This is a genomic window from Bradyrhizobium sp. WSM4873 (assembly GCF_055811355.1).
Genome location: NZ_JBVVPS010000007.1, coordinates 227,258 through 249,342 on the forward strand (window position 1 = coordinate 227,258; position 22,085 = coordinate 249,342).

The window sequence follows — 22,085 nt, forward strand, 5'->3', positions numbered from 1 at the left end:
CTAGTCGGGCAGCGGAATCCATGGCTTGGCGGCCTGCGCAATGCAAATGCGGATTTTCGAACTTGTTTGAGCCGTCGGACGAGACACTGCAAGTAGATGGCATTGTAGATTGTGCGCGACCCCCTAGGATACACTCCGGCACGGCACCCGTTGACGTTCTTTCTCGGCTCGATGTCCCGCCGGATCGCCGCGGTCTACGGTCGCTTGGTCCGGGCGAGCACCTCGGTCACGAATGCGTCGAGGTCGCCGCCTGGAAAGAGAAAGCCCGGCAGTCCAAGCGCCTTGCCGGCCTCGATGTCCCGAGCCTGATCTCCGATTACGAAGCTTCCGTCGAGTTGCACCGGCCAGTGCTGGATGAGATCGTGCAACATACCGGGTGCGGGCTTGCGCCAATCATGCTCTCCGATGTAGCCGGCGACCGTTCCTTGCGGATGGTATGGACAGAAGCGGATGTCATCGATCCGCGCGCTGTCACGGGCGAGCTCGGCGCACATCCAGCCGTGCAGCCGGTTCACGTCGGCGTCGGTGAAGAGGCCGCGCGCGACGCCGGACTGGTTGGTGAAGACGAATACCCAATAGCCGGCCTCGTTGAGGCGGCGAATGGCCCTGGCAACGTTGGGCATCCAGCGGATGCGGTCTTGCGTGCCGATATAGCCATCTTCACGGTTGATGACGCCGTCGCGATCGAGGAATGCGGCGGGCTTCGCCGCGCGGCCGTCAGACATTTCCAAGTCCCTGCGTCCTCGCCAGCACGTCTCTTGCGATCTCGACCACGTCTTGCGCCGCGATATCTCGCATGCAGCGGTGGTCGTTCATCTTGCAGATCGTGCTCTGGCAGGGCTGGCAGGACAGCACGCTTTTGTCCTGCACCACGGTCGCGGCGAGGCCGTTGAGGGGGGCCCAGAGATAGGGGCTGGTCGGGCCGAAGATGCCCATGGTCGGCGTGCCCAGGGCGGCTGCGATGTGCATCAGGCCGGAATCGTTGGAGATCGCAACGCCGGCCGCAGCCATGGCCAGCACGCCGTTGCGCAGATCGTTGCCGGTGAGGTCCCGGACCCCGGCGCCGCCGGCCCCGACGATCTCCTGGGCCAGGCCCTTTTCCCCAGGGCCGCCGACAACCCAGACCTCGAGGCCGCGCTCGGCGAGCAGGCGGGCGGCCTCCGGATAATAGGTCCAGCGCTTTGAAGCGCCGACCGAGCCTGGAGCCAGGGCCACAGCGGCGCCGGTGCTCAGGCCATTGGCCTGCCGCCAGCGGACGATGTCCTCGGCCGGGACCCGCAATTGCGGCACCGGCCATTCCGGCGGCAGCGGGGCGCCATCGGGCTGGGCGAGGGCGGCGTTCTTGTCGATGAAGCGGGGCAGCTTCTTTTCGCCCCAGCGCCAGCGGTTGAGCAGGCCGAACCGGAATTCGCCGACGAAGCCGACCCTTTCCGGAATCCCGGCCAAAGCGGGCGCGATGGCGGCCTTCCAGGTCCGGGGCAGCACCAGGGCGGTGCCGTAGTTCCGCTCGCGCAGGAGCTTCGCCAGGCCGAGCTGGCGGCCCACGGCGAGCCGGCCGCGCGGCAGGTCCCAGACGATCGCATCGCGCACGCCGGGCATGTAGTCGACCAGAGGCGCACACAGGGAGGTCGTGAGCAGATCGACCGGCCGGTTCGGCCAGCGCTCATTGAGGACCCGGACGACGGTGTGATTCCGGACGAAATCGCCGATCCACATGTAGGGGACGATCAGGATCGGCCGCGTGTCGCCCCGATCTGTCTCGCCACTAAGTTGCGAATCTAGGTTCATTCGTTAATAGAGCCGGGGTGCGCTGATGTGGCGGTTCGGTTAGCCGCTCCGGGCCGGCAGGTAAAGCCGGCTGAGCGGCTATCCCAAAACCGCTTACACTTTGGAGGATCATGCGCTAGGGCAAGATCGGGTCGCAAAACATCGGGCAGGCTAGGTGAAATGTTGCTGGTGACCGGCGGGGCCGGTTTTATCGGATCGAATGTCGTCGCCGCGCTGAACGAGGCCGGCCGCAGCGATGTCGTCGTCTGCGATTTCCTTGGCACCGAGGGCAAATGGCGCAACCTCGCCAAGCGGCAGCTTGTGGATATCGTGCCGCCGGCTGAACTGCCGGACTGGTTGAAGGATCGCAAGCTCGATGCTGTGATCCATCTCGGGGCGATTTCCGCGACCACTGCGACCGACGGCGACCTGGTGTTCGAGACCAATTTCCGCCTGTCGATGCGCCTCCTGGACTGGTGCACGGCAAATGCGGTGCCGTTGATCTACGCCTCCTCGGCGGCGACCTATGGCGACGGCGAGGCAGGATTTGACGACGACGCCTCGGTCGCCGCGCTGAAGAAACTGCGGCCGATGAATCTCTACGGCTGGAGCAAGCACCTGTTCGATCTCGCCGTCGCCGAGCGCGCAGCGAAGGGCGAGAAGCTGCCGCCGCAATGGGCCGGGCTGAAATTCTTCAACGTGTTCGGCCCCAACGAATACCACAAGGGCTCGATGATGAGCGTGCTGGCGCGCCGCTTCGACGACGTCAAAGCGGGCCGCGTCGTGCAATTGTTCAAGTCGCATCGCGAGGGCATCGCGGACGGCGACCAGCGCCGCGATTTCATCTATGTCGACGACGTCGTGCGCGTGATCATGTGGTTGCTGGCAACCCCCTCGGTGTCCGGCATCTTCAACGTCGGCACCGGCAAGGCGCGCAGCTTCAGGGATCTGATGCTGGCGGCTTATGCCGCGCTCGGCGCCAAGCCCAACATCGAATACATCGACATGCCCGAGCAGATCCGCGGCAGCTACCAGTACTTCACCCAGAGCGAGGTCGATCGCCTCCACCGCGCCGGCTATAATGGCGGCTTCACGACGCTCGAGGACGCAGTGAAGGCCTATGTCGGGGATTATCTCGACCGGCCCGACCGCTTCCGCTGAGGCCCATCACCATGCCGACGCCCATTCTCGATTTCGATGCCCTCGCGCAAGCCATCTCAGGCCGCACGGTCCTGTGCATCGGCGACATCATGCTGGACGAGTTCGTCTATGGCGAGGTGTCGCGGATATCGCCGGAAGCGCCGGCGCCGGTCATCGCGGCACAGCGCAGCGAGATCCATGTCGGCGGTGCCGGCAATGTCGCGCGCAACGTCGCCGCGCTCGGCGCGCGCTGCATCTTCGTCGGCCTCGTCGGCGAGGACGATGCGGGCAAGCAGCTCGCCTCGACGCTTGCGGAGCAGGGCGCAATCGAAAGCCTGCTGGTGTGCGATCCCTCGCGTCCGACCACGCGAAAAGTCCGTTTCGTCTCCGAGCATTTCTCCACGCACATGCTGCGTGCGGATTGGGAGCAGGCACAGCCTGCTTCCGATACGATCGAAACCAAGCTGATCGAAGCGATCCTGCCGCAGATCGCGCGCGCCGACATCGTGCTGCTGTCCGACTACGCCAAGGGCGTGCTGACCGCCCGCGTCATCCGCCACACCATCGACGCCGCGCGAAAACTCGGCAAGCCCGTGATCGTCGACCCCAAAAGCCTGAACTGGGCGATCTATCGCGGCGCGACGCTGCTCACGCCCAATCGCAAGGAGTTTTCGGAAGCGACCCGAAGCCGCGCCGACACGCCGCAGAGCATCGTCGATGCCAGCGAGGACGTGATGCGGCTCGCCGATTGCGAGGCGATCCTGGTCACCCAAGGCGAGCACGGGATGACGCTCGTGCCGCGCAACGGCGAGGCCGTTCACGTCCCGGCGTTTCCCGTCAAGGTGCGCGACGTCTCCGGCGCCGGCGACACCGTTGCGGCGGCGCTCGCGGTGTCGCTCGCCACCGGCGCGGACTGGGACACGGCGCTGCGCATGGCCAGTGCCGCGGCCGCCGTCGCCGTCGGCAAGCAGGGCACCGCAAGCGTGAGTGCGGCCGAGCTGAAGCGAAAGATATTGCCGCATGCCTATCTCGCGGCCGAAGAGAAGATCGTGCTCGAGCCCGGCGCGCTCGACGCGCAGCTCGCGGAATGGAAGAAGCAAGGCCAGCGCGTCGGCTTCACCAATGGCTGCTTCGACATCCTGCATCCCGGCCACGTCAAGGTGCTGACAGCGGCGCGCTCCGCCTGCGACCGCCTGATCGTGGGCCTCAACAGCGACGCCTCGGTGCGGCGGCTGAAGGGCGCCGACCGCCCCGTTCAGGACGAGCGAGCGCGTGCGGAGGTGCTGGCGGCACTCGAAGCCGTCGATCTCGTGGTTATTTTCGATGAGGATACGCCGATCGACCTGATCACCCGCATCAAGCCGAGCGCGCTGGTCAAGGGGGGCGATTACACCCGCGAGCAGGTGGTCGGTCACGAGGTCGTTGAGGCCGCCGGCGGGACGGTGGTGCTGGTCGACATTCTCCAGGGCTTCAGCACGACCGCGCTGGTTCATCGCGCGCGGGGAGAGGGCAAGTGACGACGCTCACCGGGGAGACGACCGGCCAGGTGCTGTGGCGGCGTCTGCGCAGTCGGGCGGCGTGGTCTGAGACGGTCGATCTGTTCGCGATCCTGACCGCGGCCTCGCTGCCATGGTCGACGTCGCTTGCGGCGATCTTCAATGTTCTGATGCTGATCTGCATGGTGCCCTTCCTCGATGTCAGGGCATTCCTGCAGTCGCTGAAGCGCCCGATCTCCGCAGCGCCGATCGCGCTGTTCCTGCTCGCGCTGGTGGGAACGCTGTGGTCGGATGTCGCGTGGGGCACGCGCTTCTATGCCGTCGGCCCGACCGTCAAGCTGCTCGTGATTCCCATCCTGCTGTATCATTTCGAGCGTTCGGCGCGCGGGAACTGGGTCTTCATCGCCTTCCTGGTATCCTGTGCGTTGCTGTCCGTGATGTCGTGGCTGGTGGCCTTCTACCCCGGCCTGTCGCTGAAACCCGGTGATCCGCTCGAGCGTGGCATCTTCGTCAAGAACTACATCGACCAGAGCCAGGAATTTACCCTCTGCGCGATCGCGCTGGCCTATCCAGTCGTGACGCTGCTGCGCGACAAACGCTACTGGTTTGCGGGGGTGTTGACGGCCCTGGCGCTCAGCTTCTTCGTCAATATGGCCTTCGTGGTGGTGTCCCGTACCGCGCTCCTCACCGTACCGATCATGGTCGCTGTGTTCGCGTTGCTGCACCTGACCCGGCGCAGCATCGCAATCATCTCCGCCGTCCTGCTCGCTGGTGCCGCACTCGCCTGGCAGGCCTCGCCGCAATTGCGCAAGACCGCGGACACGTTTTCCAGGGACTATCGGCTTTTCACACAGCAGAAGGTCCCGACCTCCATGGGCGAGCGACTTGTGTACTGGCAAAATTCAATTCATTTTTTTGCGCAAGCTCCAGTCGCAGGGCACGGCACGGGGTCCGGTTATGAGCTGTTCGAGAACGTTTCCAAGGGCGAGAAATGGGTCCAGGGGGTCAGGGTCTTTCCGAATCCGCATAACCAGACGCTGCATGCCGCCGTGCAATGGGGCGCCATCGGCATCGCGGTTCTCTACACGATCTGGATCGCGCACCTGCTGTTGTTTCGCGGCCATGGCCTTGCCAACTGGATCGGCCTGCTGGTCGTGATCCAGAACGTCTTCACCTCCCTATTCAACTCCCATCTGTTCGACTTCCACGAGGGCTGGATGTACGTTATCGGTGTTGGCGTTGCCGGCGGCATAGTGATCCAGGCCGGCGCGGCGAGGCGAAGGTGGGGGAAAACGGTTCCTGAGCCACCGCGCGGCCGGCAAGGCCTGACTGGCAACTCTTGCCGAGATGGGCTATCAGCGCGGTCAGGTTGAACCTAACTGGATTTTCATCGGTCGTGAGGCGGCTCTCGCATCTTACTTTGCGCAATCTCCTGATCGCGCTCCACGACCTGCTGGCGACCACGGCGGCGCTGTTTGCCGCCTTTTATGTGCGCTTCGAGGGCGGCGACGGCTTCTTCGATCGCATGCCGCTGCTGATCCAGATCCTACCCTATTTCCTCGCCTTCAGCGTGGTCGTGTTCTTCGTCTTCAACCTGACCACGACGAAATGGCGCTTCATCTCGCTCCCCGACGCGCTGAACATCATGCGCGTCGCGACCGTGCTCACGGTTGCACTCCTGGTGCTCGACTACATCTTCGTCGCTCCCAACGTCCGCGGCGCCTTCCTCCTCGGCAAGGTGACCATCGTCCTCTACTGGTTCCTCGAGATCACCTTCCTCAGCGCGTTGCGCATGGCGTACCGCTATTTCCGCTATACGCGGGTGCGGCGTCACGCCCGCACCGGAGATGCCGCGCCGACGCTGCTGATCGGCCGCGCCGCGGATGCCGAGGTGCTGTTGCGCGGAATCGAGAGCGGGGCGATCAAGCACATCTGGCCGGTCGGTGTGCTCTCGCCGTCGAGTTCCGATCGCGGCCAGTCCATCCGCAACGTCCCTGTCCTGGGCGGCGTCGACGACATCGAGGATGTCGTCGCCGACTTCACCAAGCGCGGCAAGGGGATCGCTCGCGTCGTGATGACGCCGACGGCATTCGAGCCGGAGGCCCATCCCGAATCGATCCTGATGCGGGCGCGCAAGCTCGGCGTGATCGTGAGCCGCATGCCCTCGCTCGAGAGTGGCGATACGCCACGACTCACGGCCGTCGCCGTCGAGGACCTGCTGCTGCGGCCGAGCGAAAAGATCGACTATGCGCGGCTCGAGGCCCTGATCGAGGGCAAGGCGGTGATCGTCACCGGCGGGGGCGGCTCGATCGGTTCCGAGATCTGCGAGCGTGTCGTTGCGTTCGGCGCCGCGCGCCTTTTGATCGTGGAAAATTCCGAACCGGCGCTCTACGCGATCACGGAAACGCTCGCGGCGCTCGGCACCGCTGCTTCGATCGAAGGGCGGATCGCCGACATCCGCGACCGTGAGCGCATCATGCGCCTGATGGCCGAGTTCAAGCCGGACATCGTGTTCCATGCCGCCGCGCTCAAGCATGTGCCGATCCTCGAGCGCGACTGGAGCGAGGGCGTCAAGACCAACATCTTCGGCTCGATCAACGTTGCCGACGCCGCGCACAGTGCCGGCGCCGAAGCCATGGTGATGATCTCGACCGACAAGGCGATCGAGCCGGTGTCGATGCTCGGCCTGACCAAGCGCTTCGCCGAGATGTATTGCCAGGCGCTCGACCATGATCTTGCGGCGGGTCACGGCGGCGCCAGGCGGTCGATGCGGCTGATCTCGGTTCGGTTCGGCAACGTGCTGGCGTCGAACGGCTCGGTGGTGCCGAAGTTCAAGGCCCAGATCGATGCCGGCGGTCCCGTGACGGTCACGCATCCCGACATGGTCCGCTACTTCATGACCATCCGCGAAGCCTGCGATCTCGTCATCACGGCGGCAACGCATGCGCTCGGAACGCAGCGTTCGGACGTGTCGGTCTACGTGCTCAACATGGGCCAGCCGGTGAAGATCGTCGATCTTGCCGAGCGCATGATCCGTCTCTCGGGCCTGCAACCCGGCTACGACATCGAAATCGTGTTCACGGGCATGCGGCCCGGCGAACGCCTGCACGAAATCCTGTTCGCCTCCGAGGAGCCGACCCGCGAGATCGGCGTCGCCGGCATCATGGCCGCGCAGCCGAACGAGCCGCCGATGCAGACGCTGCGCAATTGGATTGCGGCGCTGGAGCAGGCGATCGCGCGCGACGATCGGGCCACCATCAGGACCATCCTGAAGGATGCGATTCCGGAATTCGGGTCGACCGCGGCCTGACCATGCAATCCGAAGGCAAGATCGTCGTCGCGAGCCAGCACTATCCACCGGATCCCAGCACGACAGCGGCGATCATGGCCGAGATCGCCTACCGTCTCGCCGGCGAGCACAAGGTCGTCGTGCTGTCGGCTCGCCCGGCGTGTTGCCGTCCTCGCAGTCTGGACCGGGCAAGCCGCGCATCGTCGCCATCAAGAACCGCATGACCGGAAGGCGGCGCTGCTGCGTCGCGGCGCGGCCGAACTGCTGTTCGTCACGCGCATCTTTCTTTGCGTTGATGCGCGAGCTGCGGCCCGGTGACGTCGTGCTTACCGTCACCGCACCGTTCATGCTGCTCTACGCGGTCGCGGCGGCGACAAGGCTGAAGCGCGCGCTCGGCGCTGATCCTGCACGACCTGTTCCCCGACGTGCTCGTCACGGCGGGGATTCTGCAGCTCGGTTCGATCGTGACCCGAGCGATGCGCGCTGCCAACGCCCTGAAGTTCCGCGCGCAATGCCGTTATCACCATCGGCCGCGATGCGGAGCGGCCGCTGCAGAGCTATCGCGGCATTAGGCGAAACAAGATCCGTTTCATCCCGAACTGGGCGACACTCGTTGCCGCCCTTCGGCCGGCGACAGAGGACAATCCATTTCGCAAGAAGCTTGTGGCCCGCTTCGTCGTCGACCTGTCCGGAAATCTCGGCTTCACGCGCGATCCGGAGATCGTGTTCGAGGCGGCCCGCTTCCTGAGGGACGTACCGGACATTCACTTCCTGCTCTCCGGCTGGGGCATCGGCTTCGAGCGCTTGAAACGGTTGCGGGGGCCTCGAACCTGCCCAATGCCTCCTTTGTAGCGCGCGTCGAGGATGTTGAGCTCGAGACGTTTCTGCCGGCCGCCGACTTCTGGATCATTCCGTATCGAAAGGACGTCGCCGGGGGTCGGTGCCGAGCCGCTTCTACAATTTGCTGGCGGTTGGTCGTCCCGTCGTACTGGTCTCCGAACCCGAGGGGGAGGCCGCGCTGACTGTCGTGGAAAGCGGGCTCGGCTGGTCGTGCCGCCGGGCCGTTCCGACCACCTGACCGCAGTGATCCGTATGGCCTTCAGTGCCGGCGACCGTGGCATGGCGGAGCGCGCGCTCAAGGCCGCAGCGAGATTCGATCGGACCACAGCGATGAACGCCTATGCCGCCCTGATCGAGGAATTGTTGCGCAACCCCGAAATGGCGGAGCAACGATGAGCGCGCGAAGACGGTCGTTCGGGCGCATTGCGCAGCCCGCGAACGAAAGCGACATGAAGATCTCGGTGATCGGCCCTGGCGCTGCTCCGTGGCGCAGCGCCAAGGCATTCGCACTACCGCAGGTTACGCTCGACGAACGCCCGCGCCTCGCACTGACGGTTCAGGACGCCTGAGGCCGCGCGAATCGTCGCAGCACGAATCCGACTGCGATTGCACCGGCCAACGCCGCTGCGATCGTGATCGCCGTCGCACTAGCACGAATCGTGACAACGGCAAGCAGGGCAAGCACGAGATTGAGAGCGAAGACCTCGCCAATCACCCGCGGGACCGTGAAACCATTGTCGGTGGCGCGCTGGTAGAAATGCGAGCGATGCGCCGACCAGAATTGCTCGCGCCTTGCGATGCGCCGGAACAGCGTGATGGTGGAATCCACGAGGTAATAGGCCGGCAGCAACAGCGCCGCGGCGGGCTGCCCGCGCCAGGCGAGCTCGAGCAGGCACCAGCCGAGCAAAAGGCCGATCGGCAGGCTGCCGACATCGCCCAGGAAGACTTTTGCGACCGGCTTGTTGAACGGCGCAAAGCCGAGCATGGCGCCGCACAGCGCCGCGGCGATCAGCGCGGCCGGCCACGACAAATCGCCGAGCAGTCCCAGCAGCAGCAGCGCGGCGGTGACGGGCACCACTTCCGCCACCGTCATCAGGTCGAGCCCGTCCATGAAATTGACGAGGTTCACGAACCACACGCCCGCCAGCAGGATGAGTCCGCGCTCCAGCGCGAGCGGCAGCGCCGGCACGATGCGCGCGTTCTCGGGCGTGGTGAACACGACGGCGCCGACAGCTGCGGCCTGCAGCACGAGACGCACGAGCACCGGCAGCGACTTGATATCGTCGGCGAATCCGACCACGGCGATCAAGACCGTTGCAGCGATCAGCGCCGGCGGAATCGCGATGTTCGCCCAGGCTGCCCAAGCTGATGCGACCAGCAGCGTCGCTGATATCACGGCGATGCCCGCACCCTGCGGGATCGGGATGCGATGAGAGGACCGCGCGTTGGGCCGCGCCAATGCGTAACGCTGGAGCAGGGGACGGCTGGTCCAGGTGATGACGCCCGACACCAGCGCGGCAATCGCAACGGCAAGCAGCGAGGGTACGGCGCCGAGCGCGTCAACGGCCCCGTTCACTCCGGCACCCCGAGCGGCGCCGATCCCTGCGCGGCTTTCTCCGCGCTGAGGATCCAGACCAGGCCGCCGATCGCGCCGACGATGAAGTACACGGCGCCGAACAGCAGCGAGACGTTGACCCCCTCGTTGGCGGCCAGCCCCGCGAAGCCGAACGCGAGGCCCATGGTCGCTTCACGCACGCCCCAACCGGCGATCGAGATCGGCATCATCGTGATCAGCATCACCGGCGGCACCAGCATAAAGACGTCGCTGAAGCCGACCGGCGCCGCGATCGACTGCACGACGCACCAGGCGACCACGACGGCCAGCACATGCACGGCGAGCGACAGGATCACGACGGCCGGTCCGCGCGAGCGGCTGAAGATCACGCGGTTGGCGATCACGGCACAGGCGTGGATGTGATGCGTGGCCCACCAGGTTCTCAGCCAGTGCCATTTCAGCGCGCCGAAGACCAGGAAGCCGAGACCACCCGCGAGCGCCGCGAGGTCGACGAGCAGCAGCGCCGAGCGCCCGTGTGGATCGGCGATGAGGCTGTAGCTCCAGGGCAGGCTCGCGACGATGATGATCGCGAGCGCGATCAAACCGATCGCGCGATCGACGAAGATCGAGTAGGTCGCAGCGCGCCAGCCGGCGCCGGTGCGCGCGACGAGCCACAGCCGGACCGCATCGCCGCCGATCGCCGAGGGCAGGGTCTGGTTGAAGAACGATCCGATCACGTTGTAGCGCATGGCCCGGCCGAGCTCGAGCGGGGCGCCGCATGCGGCGCTGACCTCGCGCCAGCGCAACACGCCGACGAAGATTTGCAAGAACGTGACGGCGATCGCCAAGCCGATCCAGAACAGGCTGGTCACGGTGAAGCGCGAAAACAGTTCGGACAGATCGACCTTGCGCAGCGCCAAGTAGAGCAGCGCTCCGGAAATCAGGATCTTGGCCGTCGACAGCAGGATTCGGCGCATTTCGCCCGCATGAACAAGGGTTTTGAAGCAACCCGACGCGAGGCGCCGAATTCGGCCGCTTTGGTATGGTTTTGGCGTCGATCTTGCAATAGCGGTGATCGAGCGCCCTCATGGGGGCAGCGGTGCTATTGCGACCCCGTCGATGCGGAGGCTAAAGAGGCGCCGCAGGCGAAAGATCGAGCACGGATCGGGCGAAGCAGACCTTGGGAACAGGATGAGGGATCAGGCGATTTTGGTCACGGGCGCCGCCAATTTCATCGGCTTGATGCCCGCCGATGACCCGGCTGCCGCAAATGCGCCGTCTAAGGTCTACAATGTCGGCAACCACCATCCGGAAGAGCTGATGCATGTCGTCGGATTCTGGAGCAGGGGCGGGGGTCGGACGGCGATCAAAGAATTGCTGCCGAGAGACCTTTTGGAAACGTTCGCGGATGTCGAGGATCTGATGCGCGACACCGGCTTTGCACCGTCAACGCCGATCGCGCACGGAGTTCGTAATTTTGTCACCTGGTATCGGAACGGCTTCAAGGTTTGAGATGACGATGGACAAACGCATTATCCCCCTGATCATGTGCGGCGGTGCCGGAACGCGGCTGTGGCCGGCTTCGCGCGAGGTGCGCCCCAAGCAGTTCCTGCCGCTGTTCGGCACCCGTTCGACCTTCCAGGACACGCTGTTGCGCGTCTCGGAGGCCTCGCTGTTCGATCGCCCGATCGTCATCACCAATGCGTCCTACCGCTTCATGGTGCTGGAGCAGCTCGCCGAGATCGGCATCGAGGCCGACGTGATCCTCGAGCCGATGCGGCGCGATTCCGGCCCTGCGATTGCAGCCGGCGCGGTGTTCGCGCAGAACCGCGCGAGTGAGGCGATCGTGCTCGCGCTCGCCGCCGACCACGTGGTGCAGGACAATGCCGCCTTCGTCGCGGCGTGTCGTGAAGGTCTCACCGCCGCGAGTGCCGGGCGCATCGTCACCTTCGGCGTCAAGCCGGAGCGGCCGGCGACCGAATACGGCTATATCAGCCCGGGCGAGGTGATCTCCGGCGAGGTGCACGCGGTCGCGCGCTTCGTCGAGAAGCCGGATGCGGCGAAGGCCGCCGACTACGTCAATTCCGGCTATCTCTGGAACAGCGGCAACTTCATGTTCCCGGCCAGTGTATTGCTGGACGAATACCGCAAGGTCGATGCGGCGAGCGTGGAGGCGATTTCCAATGCCGTGAGCAATGCCGGCCGCGATCTCGGCTTCGTGACGCTGGAGCCCGAGGCGTTCGGCGCGGCCAAGGCGATCTCGATCGACTATGCGGTGATGGAGAAGACCGCGCGCGCCGCTGTCGTGCCGGTGTCGTGCGGCTGGTCCGACGTCGGCTCCTGGCACGCGGTGTGGGAATTGTCGGACAAGGACGCGCAAGGCAATGCTTCGCATGGCACCGCCGTGTTCGAGGATTCCCGCAACTGCAACGTCACCACAGACTCTGCGCTGGTCGCACTCGAAGGCGTCGACGATCTTATCGTGGTTGCGACTGCCGATGCGGTTCTGGTCTCGCGCCAGAAGGATGCCAACGGGCTCAAGCGGCTGGTCACAAAACTCAAGACGGTCGCGCCGAAGGTCACCGAGGAACATCTCAAGGTGCATCGGCCCTGGGGCAGCTACCAGTCGGTCGACAATGGCGAGCGCCACCAGGTCAAGCGCATCGTGGTCAAGCCGGGCGGGCGTCTGTCGCTGCAGAAGCACCATCATCGCGCCGAGCACTGGATCGTGGTCCGCGGCACCGCCCGCGTCACCGTCAACGAGACCGTCAAAAGCGTGCACGAGAACGAGTCGATCTACATCCCGATGGGCGCGGTGCACCGGATGGAGAACCCCGGTAAAATCATGCTGGAGCTGATCGAGGTCCAGACGGGAAGCTATCTCGGGGAAGACGACATCATCCGCATTGAAGACGACTACCAAAGGTCGTAACCAGCACACTCCGAATCATGCGACCCGGGCCAAAAGAGTGGTCTCTTTCAGAGGCTTAAGGCCCGGGAAACGTGTAACTTTTTGAATCAAATCGTGTCCGGACCGCTAGCTCCGCATTCGCCACAAATGTGGCGGCCGTGCTAGAAGCGCCTCGGGAATTTGCGTTGAATCGGGGTTTGCTCAAATGAGTTCCACAGGATCGGCACCGGCAAAGGCCGGCTTGCGCGTTGGCGTCATTGGCGCCGGTGTGATGGGCAGCAACCACGCGCGCGTGCTCGCGGGTCTTCCCGGCGTCAACCTCGTCGGCGTCGTCGATCCTTCGCCGGCACATCGCACTCGGGCGATGGAGCTTGCCAATTGCGCGAGCTTTGAGACGCTCGACCAGCTGCTGGCCGAAGGCGTCGATGCCGTCACCATCGCGGCGCCGACCCATCTGCATCACGAGGTCTCACTCGCCTGCATCGCTAAGAACATCCACGTGCTGGTCGAGAAGCCGATTGCGTCCACGGTCGCGGAAGGCCGCGAGATCGTCACGGCTGCGCAAAAAGCCGGCGTGACGCTGATGGTCGGCCATGTCGAGCGCTTCAATCCGGCGGTCGCCGCCGTCAAGCAGGCGATCGCGGGCGAGGATATTCTGTCGATCGCGATCACGCGCGTCGGCCCGTTCCCCCCGCGCATGTCCAATGTCGGCGTCGTCATCGATCTCGCCGTGCACGACATCGATCTGATCCGCTGGTTTACCGAGTCCGACATCGTCGAGGTGCAGCCGCAATTGTCGAGCGCGGTCGCCGAACGCGAGGACATCGCGCTCTTGCAGTTCCGCACCGCCAGCGGCGTGCTCGCGCACATCAACACCAACTGGCTGACGCCGTTCAAGGCGCGCAGCGTCACGGTCGCGACCCGCGGCAAATACGTGATGGGCGATCTCCTGACGCGCCAGGTCACCGAATGCTTCGGCTTCAAGCCTGACGGCAGCTATTCGATGCGGCATCTGCCGGTCGGCCATGACGAGCCGCTCCGCGCCGAGCTGATCGCGTTCCTCAAGGCCGTGCGCAACGGCGAGACGCCGGCGGTCACGGGCGATGAAGGCGTCGCCAGCCTCGAGATCGCCACGCAGTGCCTGGAGACGCCGTCGCGGCCGGCGGCCTCGTCGTCTGCCCGCAAGGGTCCGCGCCGCGTTGCCGGCTGAACTCTTCCATGTCGACCAGCCAAGAAGGCTCCATGAACCAGCATCTGCGTTCCGAACCCATTCCCTTCATCGACGTTGCCTCGCAGCGCCGCCGGCTCGGCGACTCGCTCGATGCAGCCGTGAAGCGCGTTCTCGACCATTGTCAGTTCGTCAACGGCCCTGAAGTCGCCGAGCTCGAGAAGCAGCTTGCGGCCTATTGCGGCGCCAAGCACGTGATCGGCTGCGCCAGCGGCACCGATGCGATCCTGATGGTGATGATGGCGAAGAATGTTGGGCCCGGCGACGCCGTGCTGTGTCCGTCCTTCACCTTCATCGCGACGGCTTCGCCGGTGGCGCGGACCGGCGCGACGCCGGTTTATGTCGACGTCGACGAAGCCACCTTCAACATGAGCCCGGAATCGCTCAAGCGCGGCATCGCGACCGCCCGCAAGGCCGGCCTCAAGCCGGTCGCGATCATTCCCGTCGATTTGTTCGGCCAGCCGGCCGATCACGACGTCATCGCCGAAATCGCCAAGGCCGAAGGCCTGTTCGTGCTCGATGACGCAGCCCAGGGCTTCGGCGCGAGCTACAAGGGCCGCAAGCTCGGCACCCTGGCGCTCGCCACCGCGACCAGCTTCTTTCCCGCAAAACCGCTCGGTTGCTTCGGTGACGGCGGCGCGATCTTCACCGATGACGACGAGCTCGCGGCGACGCTGCGCAGCATCCGCGTGCACGGGCAGGGCGTCGACAAATACGACAACGTCCGCCTCGGCCTGACCGGCCGGCTCGACACCATGCAGGCCGCGATCCTGATCGAGAAGCTGAAGATCTTCGACGACGAGATCGCCGCCCGTAACAAGGTCGCCGAGCGCTACGCGCGCGGTCTCAGCAATGTGGTCACCGTGCCGCGCGTGGCTCCCGGCAATACGTCGGTCTGGGCGCAGTACACGATCCGCCTCCCTGAGGGCACCGACCGCGACGGCTTTGCCGCCGCGCTGAAAGCCCAGGGCGTGCCGACGGCGATCTACTACGGCAAGTCGATGCATCAGCAGACGGCCTACAAGCAGTACCCGGTCGCCGAGGGCGGCCTGTCGGGCTGCGAGAGCCTGTCGCAGGACGTCATCAGCCTGCCGATGCACGCCTACCTGACCGAAGCCGATCAGGAGCGAATCATCGCCGCCGTACGCGGCGCGCTTTCAACCTGATTTCGCCGTGCTTACCCTCTCCCCTTGCGGGAGAGGGTGGCAGAGGCGGCTTTCGGCCGCCGTTCTTAAGGACGCCGATGCATCGCATCGGCTATCGCGATAGCGCGAGACGGGTGAGGGGTCTCTCTCCGCATCGAAAGCTGGGAGAGAGACCCCTCACCCCAATGAGCTTGTATCTACTCGCGGCGCTGCCCTCTCCCGCAAGGGAGAGGGCACAGCAATGCGCATCGCAAGATGCAATCGACCTCTGTTCGATAAGTCTCTAAAACAGGCGCATGCTCGGACGTATCTTCACGGTTGGTGGTTACACGCTGCTTTCGCGGCTGACGGGATTTGCCCGCGACATCATGCTCGCGGCGATTCTCGGCGCCGGCCCCGTGGCCGACGCCTTCTTCGTGGCGCTGCGGCTGCCCAATCATTTCCGCGCGATCTTCGCCGAGGGAGCCTTCAACGCCGCCTGGGTGCCGGCCTATGCGCACGTCCATGGCGAGCGCGGGGAGGGGGCGGCAAGATTGTTCGCCGACCGCATCTTTACGCTGCTGCTGGCCTCGCAGGTGGTGCTCTTGATCGTCGCCTGGCTGTTCATGCCGCAGGCCATGAGCATTTTGGCGCCCGGCTTTTCCGAGGACGCCGAGCAGCGCAAGCTCGCGATCGAGCTGACCCGGATCACCTTTCCCTATCTGCTGCTGATCACGCTGGTGACGCTCTATGGCGGCATGCTCAACGTGATGCAGCGCTTCGCCAGCGCCGCGGCCGCCTCGATCTTCCTCAACATCTCGATGATGATGACGCTGGCGCTCGCCGCCTGGTTTCCCAGCGCGGGCCACGCCGCCGCCTGGGGTGTCCTGATCTCGGGCTTTTTGCAGTATTTCTTGCTCGCCGGCGATCTCGCCCGCCATGGCGGTCTGCCGCGCTTTGCGCCGCTCAAGCTCGACGAAGACGTCCGCGCATTCTTTAGGGCACTCGGGCCGGCGACGCTGGGCTCGATGGGCACGCAGCTCGCGCTGTTTGCCGACACCATCATCGCGACTTTCCTGCCGGCGGGCGCTCTGTCGGCACTCTATTATGCCGACCGTCTCAACCAGCTCCCGATCGGCGTGATCGGCATTGCCATCGGCACGGTGCTGCTGCCGGAGATGTCGCGGCGGATCACGGCCAACGACCATGACGGCGCGATGAAGGCGCAGCGCCGTGCGTTCGATTTCACGCTGCTGTTCTCGGTGCCGTTTGTCGCCGCCTTCCTCACCGTGCCCGATGCGATCATGCGCGCGCTGTTCGCCCGTGGCGCGTTCTCGAAAGCCGATGCCGCCGCTGCCGGCGCCACGCTCGCGGCCTATGCCATCGGTCTGATCCCCTTCGTGCTGATCCGCAGCGCGGTCGCGACCTTCTACGCGCGCAAGGACACGGCGACGCCGGTGCGGGCGTCGCTGACCGGCATCGCGGTCAACGTCGCCCTCAAGGTCGCCTTGATGGGATCGCTTGCCCAGATCGGGCTTGCGCTGGCCACTGCCGTCGGCGTCTGGACCAATCTGCTGCTGGTGCTGTTCTTCGCGGTGCGGCGGGGCTTTCTCGTGCTGGACCGCGCCTGGCTGTTGTCGCTCGCCAAATTTCTGCTGACCGGGATCATCCTGGCCGCCGCCTTCTGGCTCATCGCGCGCTTTAGCGGTCCTTGGTTGGGGTCGATGCACTTCCGGGACGAATTGACGCTGCTTCTGCTGGCCGTCGGGGGCACGATCGTCTATGCGCTCGCCATCCTCGCGCTGTTCGGCCGCCGCTGGCTGGTCTCACTGGTGCGGGGTTAACTTTTTCATATTTTCAACGCATTGACGGCTCGACCCTGTCGGCATGGGCCAGTCTCGATCGTCCTTGGATGGACACATCTCGGAAGTGCGGCGGATGGACCCCGCACAATTGACGTGATGCCGTCACCTTGAGCCGGCAAAAATCGAACCAGGAGCACTGTTTATGAGGATCACCGTCGAAACCAACGTAGCAGCCCCCATCGATCAGGTCTGGCGCGCTTATACGACGCCGGCCGACATCATGAAGTGGAACGCCGCGTCCGACGACTGGCATACGACCAAGGCGACCGTCGACCTGCGAGAAGGCGGTGTCTTCTCATCTCGCATGGAGGCCAAGGACGGCAGCATGGGTTTTGACTTCGCCGGTACCTACACGACAATCATCGAGCACAAGCGGATCGAATACGCGTTCGGCGAGCGAAAAGCCGAAGTCGAGTTTGTGCCTGGCCCGAAGGGCGTTCTGGTCCGGGTTGTCTTCGATGGCGAATCGACGCACTCGGTCGAGCAGCAGCAAGGCGGTTGGCAGGCCATCCTCGACAACTTCGCACGCTACGTGGAAGCGAAGCAGACGAAGTCGTGAAGGGCGTTGACGGGCGTCGTCGGCTTCGGCGCCCGGCACCCTCAGGTGGGGACTCGCCTCCAGGATGCAGCGAACCTCCACACATCTCTTGATTTTGCGCGATTGCTGTGGTAATCGCAGCGGATGATCAAATCAGTGCGCAAACTCAACTGCATTCACATGACCCGCTTCGGCTGGGCCGTGGAAGGAGTCGCGCGCTAGAATTCGACGACGACATCTTTTCCACCAGGCCCCGCCGGCATCGGACGGGGCCTTTTGTTTGGCCACGCTCCCTGCCGGCACAACAGCAGGAGCATGCGATGCCACCCCAACAGACGAACATCACATCCGAGGCCGAGGGGCTCCCCCTCGAACTTGCATCGACGCGCAGCATTCTAGGCTTGCTCGCGCGATACTGGCGTGCGCTCCAGGACTGGCGCTGGCGGCAGGGCCCACAAATCTCCTTGCGGGACCTGAGTGACCGGGAGCTGATGGATATCGGCCTAACGCGCGGCGAGATCGACTACTTCACGCCGGAGCGGGCTATCGATGCGCTGAGAGATCGCGCGTCGCAGCCGTGGGGCCGTGGTGTGATGTAAATGACGATAAATCCTAGCTGAGGCACTAGAAGGACGGCGATCATGACGCCACATTCGGCCGCTGCCCACGTGGACGCGGACATCCGACGATTGACTGTCGACGACCTGGAGATCTTTCGCGACATTCGCGCGGAGGCGCTTCGGACGCACCCTCAAACGTTTGGTTCTGCTGAAGAGGACGAAGGCGGAGAGGCGATGCTGACTGCCTATCGGCATTGGCTCAGCGGAGCGATCCTTGGGGCCTTCTGGCGGGGAAATCTGATCGGAGTCGCGGGCTTCTACGTGTCGCCAGCTCTTTGGTCGCAGCACAGGGGGCACATCTTCACGGTTTACGTGAGGGAAGACGGCCGAGGTAAAGGAATCGCAGATCGACTCGTCAAGGAGCTTCTTGCCCATGCCGAGGCACGCGTCGAGCAGGTACATCTTGAGGTCCTGGTCGAAGCAACCGCTGCAATCAGGACCTACAAGCGCAACGGATTCGAGGTCTACGGCACGGATCCCGCTGCAGTCCGCATAGGTCATATGACGTATGACAAATACCTCATGGTCAGGAAATTCAGCAATTGAGGGCGGGTCGCCCGAAGCCCCGAGGGCGGCTTCGAATCATCGGCCTTGACAGGCGCGGCCCGCCTAAACCCGTTTGCCTTGCCAGTTTTTCCACGGCAATATGCCGGCAAAACAACCATGCGAAACGGGATGAGAAAATGGCAGCCCCTATCAAGTTCGGCGTCGGCCAAAGCGTGTTGCGCAAGGAGGATGACGCGCTCATCCGCGGCAAGGGCCGCTATACCGACGACTATGCGCCGCAGGCCGCTTTGCGCTGCCTGATGCTGCGCTCGCCGCATGCGCATGCCAAATACACCATCGATGCGAGCCGCGCCCGCAGCCTTCCCGGCATCGCGCTGATCCTGACCGCGGCCGACGTCGCCGATCTCGGCGACCTGCCGTGCCTGTTCAATCTCGAGACCGACCCGTTCAAGGGCCCGACTTACCCGATCCTCGCCAAGGACGAGGTTCGCCATGTCGGCGATTCCATCGCCTTCGTCGTCGCCGAGACTATCGACCAGGCCCGTGACGCGATCGAGGCAATCGAGGTCAAATGGAGCCCACTGCCGGCAGTGACCGGCGTCGTCAACGCCGTCAAGAAGGGCGCCGCGCAGGTCTGGCCGGACAAGCCCGGCAACGTGCTGTTCGATGTCTCGATCGGTGACAAGAAAGCGACCGAAGCGGCGTTTGCCAAAGCGCATGCGGTGGCCGAGATCTCGATCGTCAATCCGCGCGTGGTCGCGAACTTCATGGAAACGCGCGCGGCGGTGTGCGAATACGACGCCAAGCGCGACCATCTGACGCTGACGGTCGGCAGCCAGGGCAGCCATCGCCTGCGCGACATCCTCTGCCAGAACGTGCTCAACATTCCGACCGACAAGATGCGCGTGATCTGCCCCGATGTCGGCGGCGGCTTCGGCACGAAGCTGTTTCCCTATCGGGAATACGCCCTCCTGGCAGTCGCCGCGCGAAAGCTGAAGAAGGCGGTGAAATGGGCGGCCGATCGCACCGAGCATTTCATGGGCGACGCGCAGGGCCGTGACAACGTCACCACCGCGAAGATGGCGCTGGCCGAGGACGGCAAGTTCCTCGGGATGGATTGCGACCTGATGGGCGACATGGGCGCGTATCTGTCGACCTTCGGGCCCTATATCCCGCATGGCGGCGCCGGCATGCTGCCGGGCCTCTACGACATCCAGGCGTTCCACTGCCGGGTGCGTACCATCTTCACCAACAGCGTGCCGGTCGATGCCTATCGTGGTGCCGGACGGCCCGAGGCTGCTTACGTCATCGAACGTCTGGTGGACGCCTGCGCGCGAAAACTCGACATGACGCCGGATGCCATCCGCCGCAAGAATTTCATTCAGCCGAAGGCGCTGCCGTACAAGACCGCGACCGGCAAGGTCTATGATTCCGGCGACTTCGCCGCGCATCTGAAGCGCGCGATGGAGATCGCCGAGTGGAAGGAGTTTGGCAAGCGCGCCAAGGCGGCCAAGAAGAACGGCCTGATCCGCGGCATCGGACTTGCGAGCTATGTCGAGGTGTGCGGCACCATGGGCGAGGAGACCGCCAATGTGCGGATGGATCCCAATGGCGATATCACTGTCCTGATCGGCACCCAGTCGAGCGGGCAGGGCCATCAGACCGCCTATGCGCAGATCGTTGCCGAGCAGTTCGGCGTGGCGCCCGAGCGCGTGCACGTCCACCAGGGCGACACCGACATGATCGCCACCGGCCTCGGGACCGGCGGCTCGGCTTCGATCCCGTCAGGCGGTGTCAGCGTCGAGCGTGCGACCCGCGAACTCGGCGCGCGGCTCAAGGAGATCGCCGCGCAGGCGCTGGAAGCCAGTGCCGGCGACCTCGAGATCACCGATGGCATCGTGCGCATCGCCGGCACCGACCGTTCGATTTCGTTCGCCGATCTCGCCAAGCGTCCCGGCGTCGATCCGTCGAAGCTCAATGCGAGCGCGACCTTCGCCAGTGCCGACGGCACCTATCCGAACGGCACCCATGTCGCGGAGGTCGAGATCGATCCGGCCACCGGCATCATCAAAATCGTCAACTACGTGATCGTCGACGATTTCGGCATGACGCTCAATCCGCTGCTGCTGGCCGGCCAGGTCCATGGCGGCGCCATGCAGGGCATCGGGCAGGCGTTGATGGAGCAGGCGGTCTATGGCGCGGGCGACGGCCAGCTCGTCACCGCGACCTTCATGGACTATGCGCTGCCGCGCGCGGCGGACGGGCCGGCCTTCGTGTTCGAGACGGCCAACGTTCCCTGCAAGACCAATCCGCTGGGGGTGAAGGGGGCGGGCGAGGCGGGCGCGATCGGGTCCTGCCCGGCGGTCGTCAATGCCATCGTCGACGGGCTCTGGCGCGAGTACAAGATCGACCACATCGACATGCCGGCAACGCCGGAGCGGGTGTGGATCGCCGTCAACGAGCACCATCGCCGTCACAGCCTGTGATCTCGCATGATCCGGAAAAGTGTGGAGCGGTTTTCCGACAAGATCATGCGCAACTAATAAGGGCGCGACGATTTATCGTCGCGCCTTTCACGGAATGAAATCTGCCGAGCGGGGTTGGCCCATTGAGGGTCAGCACGATCCTGCATCAAGGAAAGGGATTTTGCGAATGAAGCGAGTGTTGGTTGTTGGGGGCGCGCTTTTGCTCGGTATGGGCGCGGTTTGGGCGCAGCAGGACTCCGTCAAGGAGGTCCAGATGCTGATGAAGGCCAACGGCAAGAACGCCGGCGCGGTGGCGGCGATCGTCAAGGGCGAGAAGCCCTACGATCAGGCCACGGTGGACAGCGCGCTGGCGCAGTTCGAGGACACCGCCAAGAAGCTGCCGAACCTGTTTCCGGCGAGCGCAAAGGGGATGAAGCCCGAGGGCGACTACAGCGCCTCGCCGAAGGTCTGGGAGGACAAGGCCGGCTTCGACGCCAAGGTCGCGAGCTTCGCCAAGGTCGTCGCCGAGGCCAAGGGCAAGATCAAGGATATCGACTCGCTGAAGGCGAATTTCCCCGCGGTCGGCAAGGAATGCGGCGGCTGCCACGAGACGTTTCGTGTGAAGAACGGTTGAGGCGCACAAGAAGCAAGTAGCCCGGATGGAGCGCAGCGCAATCCGGGAAATCCATCCGAGCTGACAGACTGCCCCGGATTGCGCTTCGCTCCATCCGGGCTACTTG

At 64.6% G+C, this 22,085-nt stretch carries 21 protein-coding genes and 1 pseudogene; 18 read left to right on the forward strand and 4 right to left on the reverse strand.

Translation table 11 applies throughout. The annotated features are described in order from the left end of the window. Positions 1–194: 194 nt before the first annotated feature. A complete protein-coding gene (locus AC0L21_RS13410; RefSeq protein ID WP_473262063.1) occupies positions 195–725 on the reverse strand; it encodes a D-glycero-alpha-D-manno-heptose-1,7-bisphosphate 7-phosphatase in 531 nt (176 codons plus the stop codon). After that, positions 718–1,788, reverse strand: a complete 1,071-nt coding sequence (gene waaF / locus AC0L21_RS13415; RefSeq protein WP_473262065.1) for a lipopolysaccharide heptosyltransferase II — start codon at positions 1,786–1,788, stop codon at positions 718–720. The genes AC0L21_RS13410 and waaF overlap by 8 nt, the downstream gene beginning before the upstream one ends. 159 nt (positions 1,789–1,947) lie before the next feature. Between waaF and rfaD the strand changes: the two genes are divergently transcribed. The 8 genes from rfaD to AC0L21_RS13455 all read left to right on the forward strand — a co-directional run bounded on the left by rfaD (position 1,948) and on the right by AC0L21_RS13455 (position 9,101). Further along, positions 1,948–2,928 carry an ADP-glyceromanno-heptose 6-epimerase gene (rfaD, locus tag AC0L21_RS13420; RefSeq protein ID WP_473262067.1) on the forward strand — a complete coding sequence of 327 codons (981 nt, stop codon included), beginning with the start codon at positions 1,948–1,950 and terminating at the stop codon, positions 2,926–2,928. A gap of 11 nt (positions 2,929–2,939) precedes the next feature. Next, positions 2,940–4,424 (forward strand): D-glycero-beta-D-manno-heptose-7-phosphate kinase, encoded by a 1,485-nt coding sequence (gene rfaE1 / locus AC0L21_RS13425; RefSeq protein WP_473262071.1) that lies wholly within the window; start codon positions 2,940–2,942, stop codon positions 4,422–4,424. Next, on the forward strand, positions 4,421–5,776 hold the full coding sequence (locus tag AC0L21_RS13430) for an O-antigen ligase family protein (protein WP_473262073.1): 1,356 nt from the start codon (positions 4,421–4,423) through the stop codon (positions 5,774–5,776). The genes rfaE1 and AC0L21_RS13430 overlap by 4 nt, the downstream gene beginning before the upstream one ends. A gap of 23 nt (positions 5,777–5,799) precedes the next feature. Then, positions 5,800–7,713 (forward strand): SDR family NAD(P)-dependent oxidoreductase, encoded by a 1,914-nt coding sequence (locus AC0L21_RS13435; protein WP_473262076.1) that lies wholly within the window; start codon positions 5,800–5,802, stop codon positions 7,711–7,713. A gap of 2 nt (positions 7,714–7,715) precedes the next feature. Beyond that, positions 7,716–7,916 (forward strand): hypothetical protein, encoded by a 201-nt coding sequence (locus tag AC0L21_RS13440; RefSeq protein ID WP_473262078.1) that lies wholly within the window; start codon positions 7,716–7,718, stop codon positions 7,914–7,916. A 439-nt stretch (positions 7,917–8,355) separates the two neighbouring features. Next, positions 8,356–8,544, forward strand: coding sequence for a hypothetical protein (locus tag AC0L21_RS13445; RefSeq protein WP_473262080.1), 189 nt, complete (start codon positions 8,356–8,358; stop codon positions 8,542–8,544). 240 nt (positions 8,545–8,784) lie between these two features. After that, positions 8,785–8,928: a hypothetical protein gene (locus AC0L21_RS13450; protein WP_473262082.1), complete on the forward strand. Its 144-nt coding sequence runs from the start codon at positions 8,785–8,787 to the stop codon at positions 8,926–8,928. Then, positions 8,925–9,101 carry a hypothetical protein gene (locus tag AC0L21_RS13455; RefSeq protein ID WP_473262086.1) on the forward strand — a complete coding sequence of 59 codons (177 nt, stop codon included), beginning with the start codon at positions 8,925–8,927 and terminating at the stop codon, positions 9,099–9,101. The genes AC0L21_RS13450 and AC0L21_RS13455 overlap by 4 nt, the downstream gene beginning before the upstream one ends. Here the strand turns inward: AC0L21_RS13455 and AC0L21_RS13460 are convergent. Both AC0L21_RS13460 and AC0L21_RS13465 read right to left on the reverse strand, forming a co-directional pair. Then, on the reverse strand, positions 9,089–10,108 hold the full coding sequence (locus AC0L21_RS13460) for an MraY family glycosyltransferase (protein ID WP_473262090.1): 1,020 nt from the start codon (positions 10,106–10,108) through the stop codon (positions 9,089–9,091). The genes AC0L21_RS13455 and AC0L21_RS13460 overlap by 13 nt on opposite strands. Next, on the reverse strand, positions 10,105–11,064 hold the full coding sequence (locus tag AC0L21_RS13465; protein WP_473262094.1) for a lysylphosphatidylglycerol synthase transmembrane domain-containing protein: 960 nt from the start codon (positions 11,062–11,064) through the stop codon (positions 10,105–10,107). Before AC0L21_RS13465 ends, AC0L21_RS13460 begins: the two co-directional genes overlap by 4 nt. A gap of 262 nt (positions 11,065–11,326) precedes the next feature. Here AC0L21_RS13465 and AC0L21_RS13470 point away from each other — a divergent pair. From AC0L21_RS13470 to AC0L21_RS13515, 10 genes and pseudogenes are all read left to right on the forward strand, one after another. After that, a pseudogene (locus AC0L21_RS13470) lies at positions 11,327–11,599 on the forward strand (UDP-glucuronate 5-epimerase); the annotation flags it as partial. 7 nt (positions 11,600–11,606) lie between these two features. Continuing rightward, positions 11,607–13,019 (forward strand): mannose-1-phosphate guanylyltransferase/mannose-6-phosphate isomerase, encoded by a 1,413-nt coding sequence (locus AC0L21_RS13475; RefSeq protein WP_473262096.1) that lies wholly within the window; start codon positions 11,607–11,609, stop codon positions 13,017–13,019. A gap of 184 nt (positions 13,020–13,203) precedes the next feature. After that, positions 13,204–14,208, forward strand: a complete 1,005-nt coding sequence (locus AC0L21_RS13480) for a Gfo/Idh/MocA family oxidoreductase (RefSeq protein ID WP_473262098.1) — start codon at positions 13,204–13,206, stop codon at positions 14,206–14,208. Between the two features lie 32 nt (positions 14,209–14,240). Continuing rightward, positions 14,241–15,392: a DegT/DnrJ/EryC1/StrS family aminotransferase gene (locus tag AC0L21_RS13485; RefSeq protein WP_473262100.1), complete on the forward strand. Its 1,152-nt coding sequence runs from the start codon at positions 14,241–14,243 to the stop codon at positions 15,390–15,392. A 275-nt stretch (positions 15,393–15,667) separates the two neighbouring features. Beyond that, a complete protein-coding gene (gene murJ, locus AC0L21_RS13490) occupies positions 15,668–17,194 on the forward strand; it encodes a murein biosynthesis integral membrane protein MurJ (RefSeq protein WP_473262103.1) in 1,527 nt (508 codons plus the stop codon). Positions 17,195–17,357: 163 nt separating this feature from the next. Further along, the gene (locus AC0L21_RS13495) at positions 17,358–17,774 is read left to right on the forward strand and encodes an SRPBCC family protein (RefSeq protein ID WP_473262105.1); all 417 of its coding nucleotides are present in this window, start codon (positions 17,358–17,360) and stop codon (positions 17,772–17,774) included. A 299-nt stretch (positions 17,775–18,073) separates the two neighbouring features. Next, positions 18,074–18,352, forward strand: coding sequence for a DUF1127 domain-containing protein (locus tag AC0L21_RS13500; RefSeq protein ID WP_473262110.1), 279 nt, complete (start codon positions 18,074–18,076; stop codon positions 18,350–18,352). Positions 18,353–18,394: 42 nt separating this feature from the next. Next, positions 18,395–18,919 carry a GNAT family N-acetyltransferase gene (locus AC0L21_RS13505; protein WP_473262113.1) on the forward strand — a complete coding sequence of 175 codons (525 nt, stop codon included), beginning with the start codon at positions 18,395–18,397 and terminating at the stop codon, positions 18,917–18,919. Positions 18,920–19,056: 137 nt separating this feature from the next. Continuing rightward, the gene (locus AC0L21_RS13510) at positions 19,057–21,366 is read left to right on the forward strand and encodes a xanthine dehydrogenase family protein molybdopterin-binding subunit (protein WP_473262116.1); all 2,310 of its coding nucleotides are present in this window, start codon (positions 19,057–19,059) and stop codon (positions 21,364–21,366) included. Between the two features lie 166 nt (positions 21,367–21,532). Continuing rightward, positions 21,533–21,979 carry a c-type cytochrome gene (locus tag AC0L21_RS13515; protein WP_473262118.1) on the forward strand — a complete coding sequence of 149 codons (447 nt, stop codon included), beginning with the start codon at positions 21,533–21,535 and terminating at the stop codon, positions 21,977–21,979. Positions 21,980–22,085: the final 106 nt, after the last annotated feature.

Excerpts from the sequence above, each read along its gene's own strand:
- AC0L21_RS13410 (WP_473262063.1), bottom strand. The coding sequence starts at position 725 with ATGTCTGACGGCCGCGCGGCGAAGCCCGCCGCATTCCTCGATCGCGAC.
- waaF (WP_473262065.1), bottom strand. The coding sequence starts at position 1,788 with ATGAACCTAGATTCGCAACTTAGTGGCGAGACAGATCGGGGCGACACG.
- rfaD (WP_473262067.1), top strand. The coding sequence starts at position 1,948 with ATGTTGCTGGTGACCGGCGGGGCCGGTTTTATCGGATCGAATGTCGTC.
- rfaE1 (WP_473262071.1), top strand. The coding sequence starts at position 2,940 with ATGCCGACGCCCATTCTCGATTTCGATGCCCTCGCGCAAGCCATCTCA.
- AC0L21_RS13440 (WP_473262078.1), top strand. The coding sequence starts at position 7,716 with ATGCAATCCGAAGGCAAGATCGTCGTCGCGAGCCAGCACTATCCACCG.
- AC0L21_RS13450 (WP_473262082.1), top strand. The coding sequence starts at position 8,785 with ATGGCCTTCAGTGCCGGCGACCGTGGCATGGCGGAGCGCGCGCTCAAG.
- AC0L21_RS13455 (WP_473262086.1), top strand. The coding sequence starts at position 8,925 with ATGAGCGCGCGAAGACGGTCGTTCGGGCGCATTGCGCAGCCCGCGAAC.
- AC0L21_RS13465 (WP_473262094.1), bottom strand. The coding sequence starts at position 11,064 with ATGCGCCGAATCCTGCTGTCGACGGCCAAGATCCTGATTTCCGGAGCG.
- AC0L21_RS13475 (WP_473262096.1), top strand. The coding sequence starts at position 11,607 with ATGGACAAACGCATTATCCCCCTGATCATGTGCGGCGGTGCCGGAACG.
- AC0L21_RS13480 (WP_473262098.1), top strand. The coding sequence starts at position 13,204 with ATGAGTTCCACAGGATCGGCACCGGCAAAGGCCGGCTTGCGCGTTGGC.
- AC0L21_RS13485 (WP_473262100.1), top strand. The coding sequence starts at position 14,241 with ATGAACCAGCATCTGCGTTCCGAACCCATTCCCTTCATCGACGTTGCC.
- murJ (WP_473262103.1), top strand. The coding sequence starts at position 15,668 with ATGCTCGGACGTATCTTCACGGTTGGTGGTTACACGCTGCTTTCGCGG.
- AC0L21_RS13495 (WP_473262105.1), top strand. The coding sequence starts at position 17,358 with ATGAGGATCACCGTCGAAACCAACGTAGCAGCCCCCATCGATCAGGTC.
- AC0L21_RS13500 (WP_473262110.1), top strand. The coding sequence starts at position 18,074 with ATGCCACCCCAACAGACGAACATCACATCCGAGGCCGAGGGGCTCCCC.
- AC0L21_RS13505 (WP_473262113.1), top strand. The coding sequence starts at position 18,395 with ATGACGCCACATTCGGCCGCTGCCCACGTGGACGCGGACATCCGACGA.
- AC0L21_RS13510 (WP_473262116.1), top strand. The coding sequence starts at position 19,057 with ATGGCAGCCCCTATCAAGTTCGGCGTCGGCCAAAGCGTGTTGCGCAAG.
- AC0L21_RS13515 (WP_473262118.1), top strand. The coding sequence starts at position 21,533 with ATGAAGCGAGTGTTGGTTGTTGGGGGCGCGCTTTTGCTCGGTATGGGC.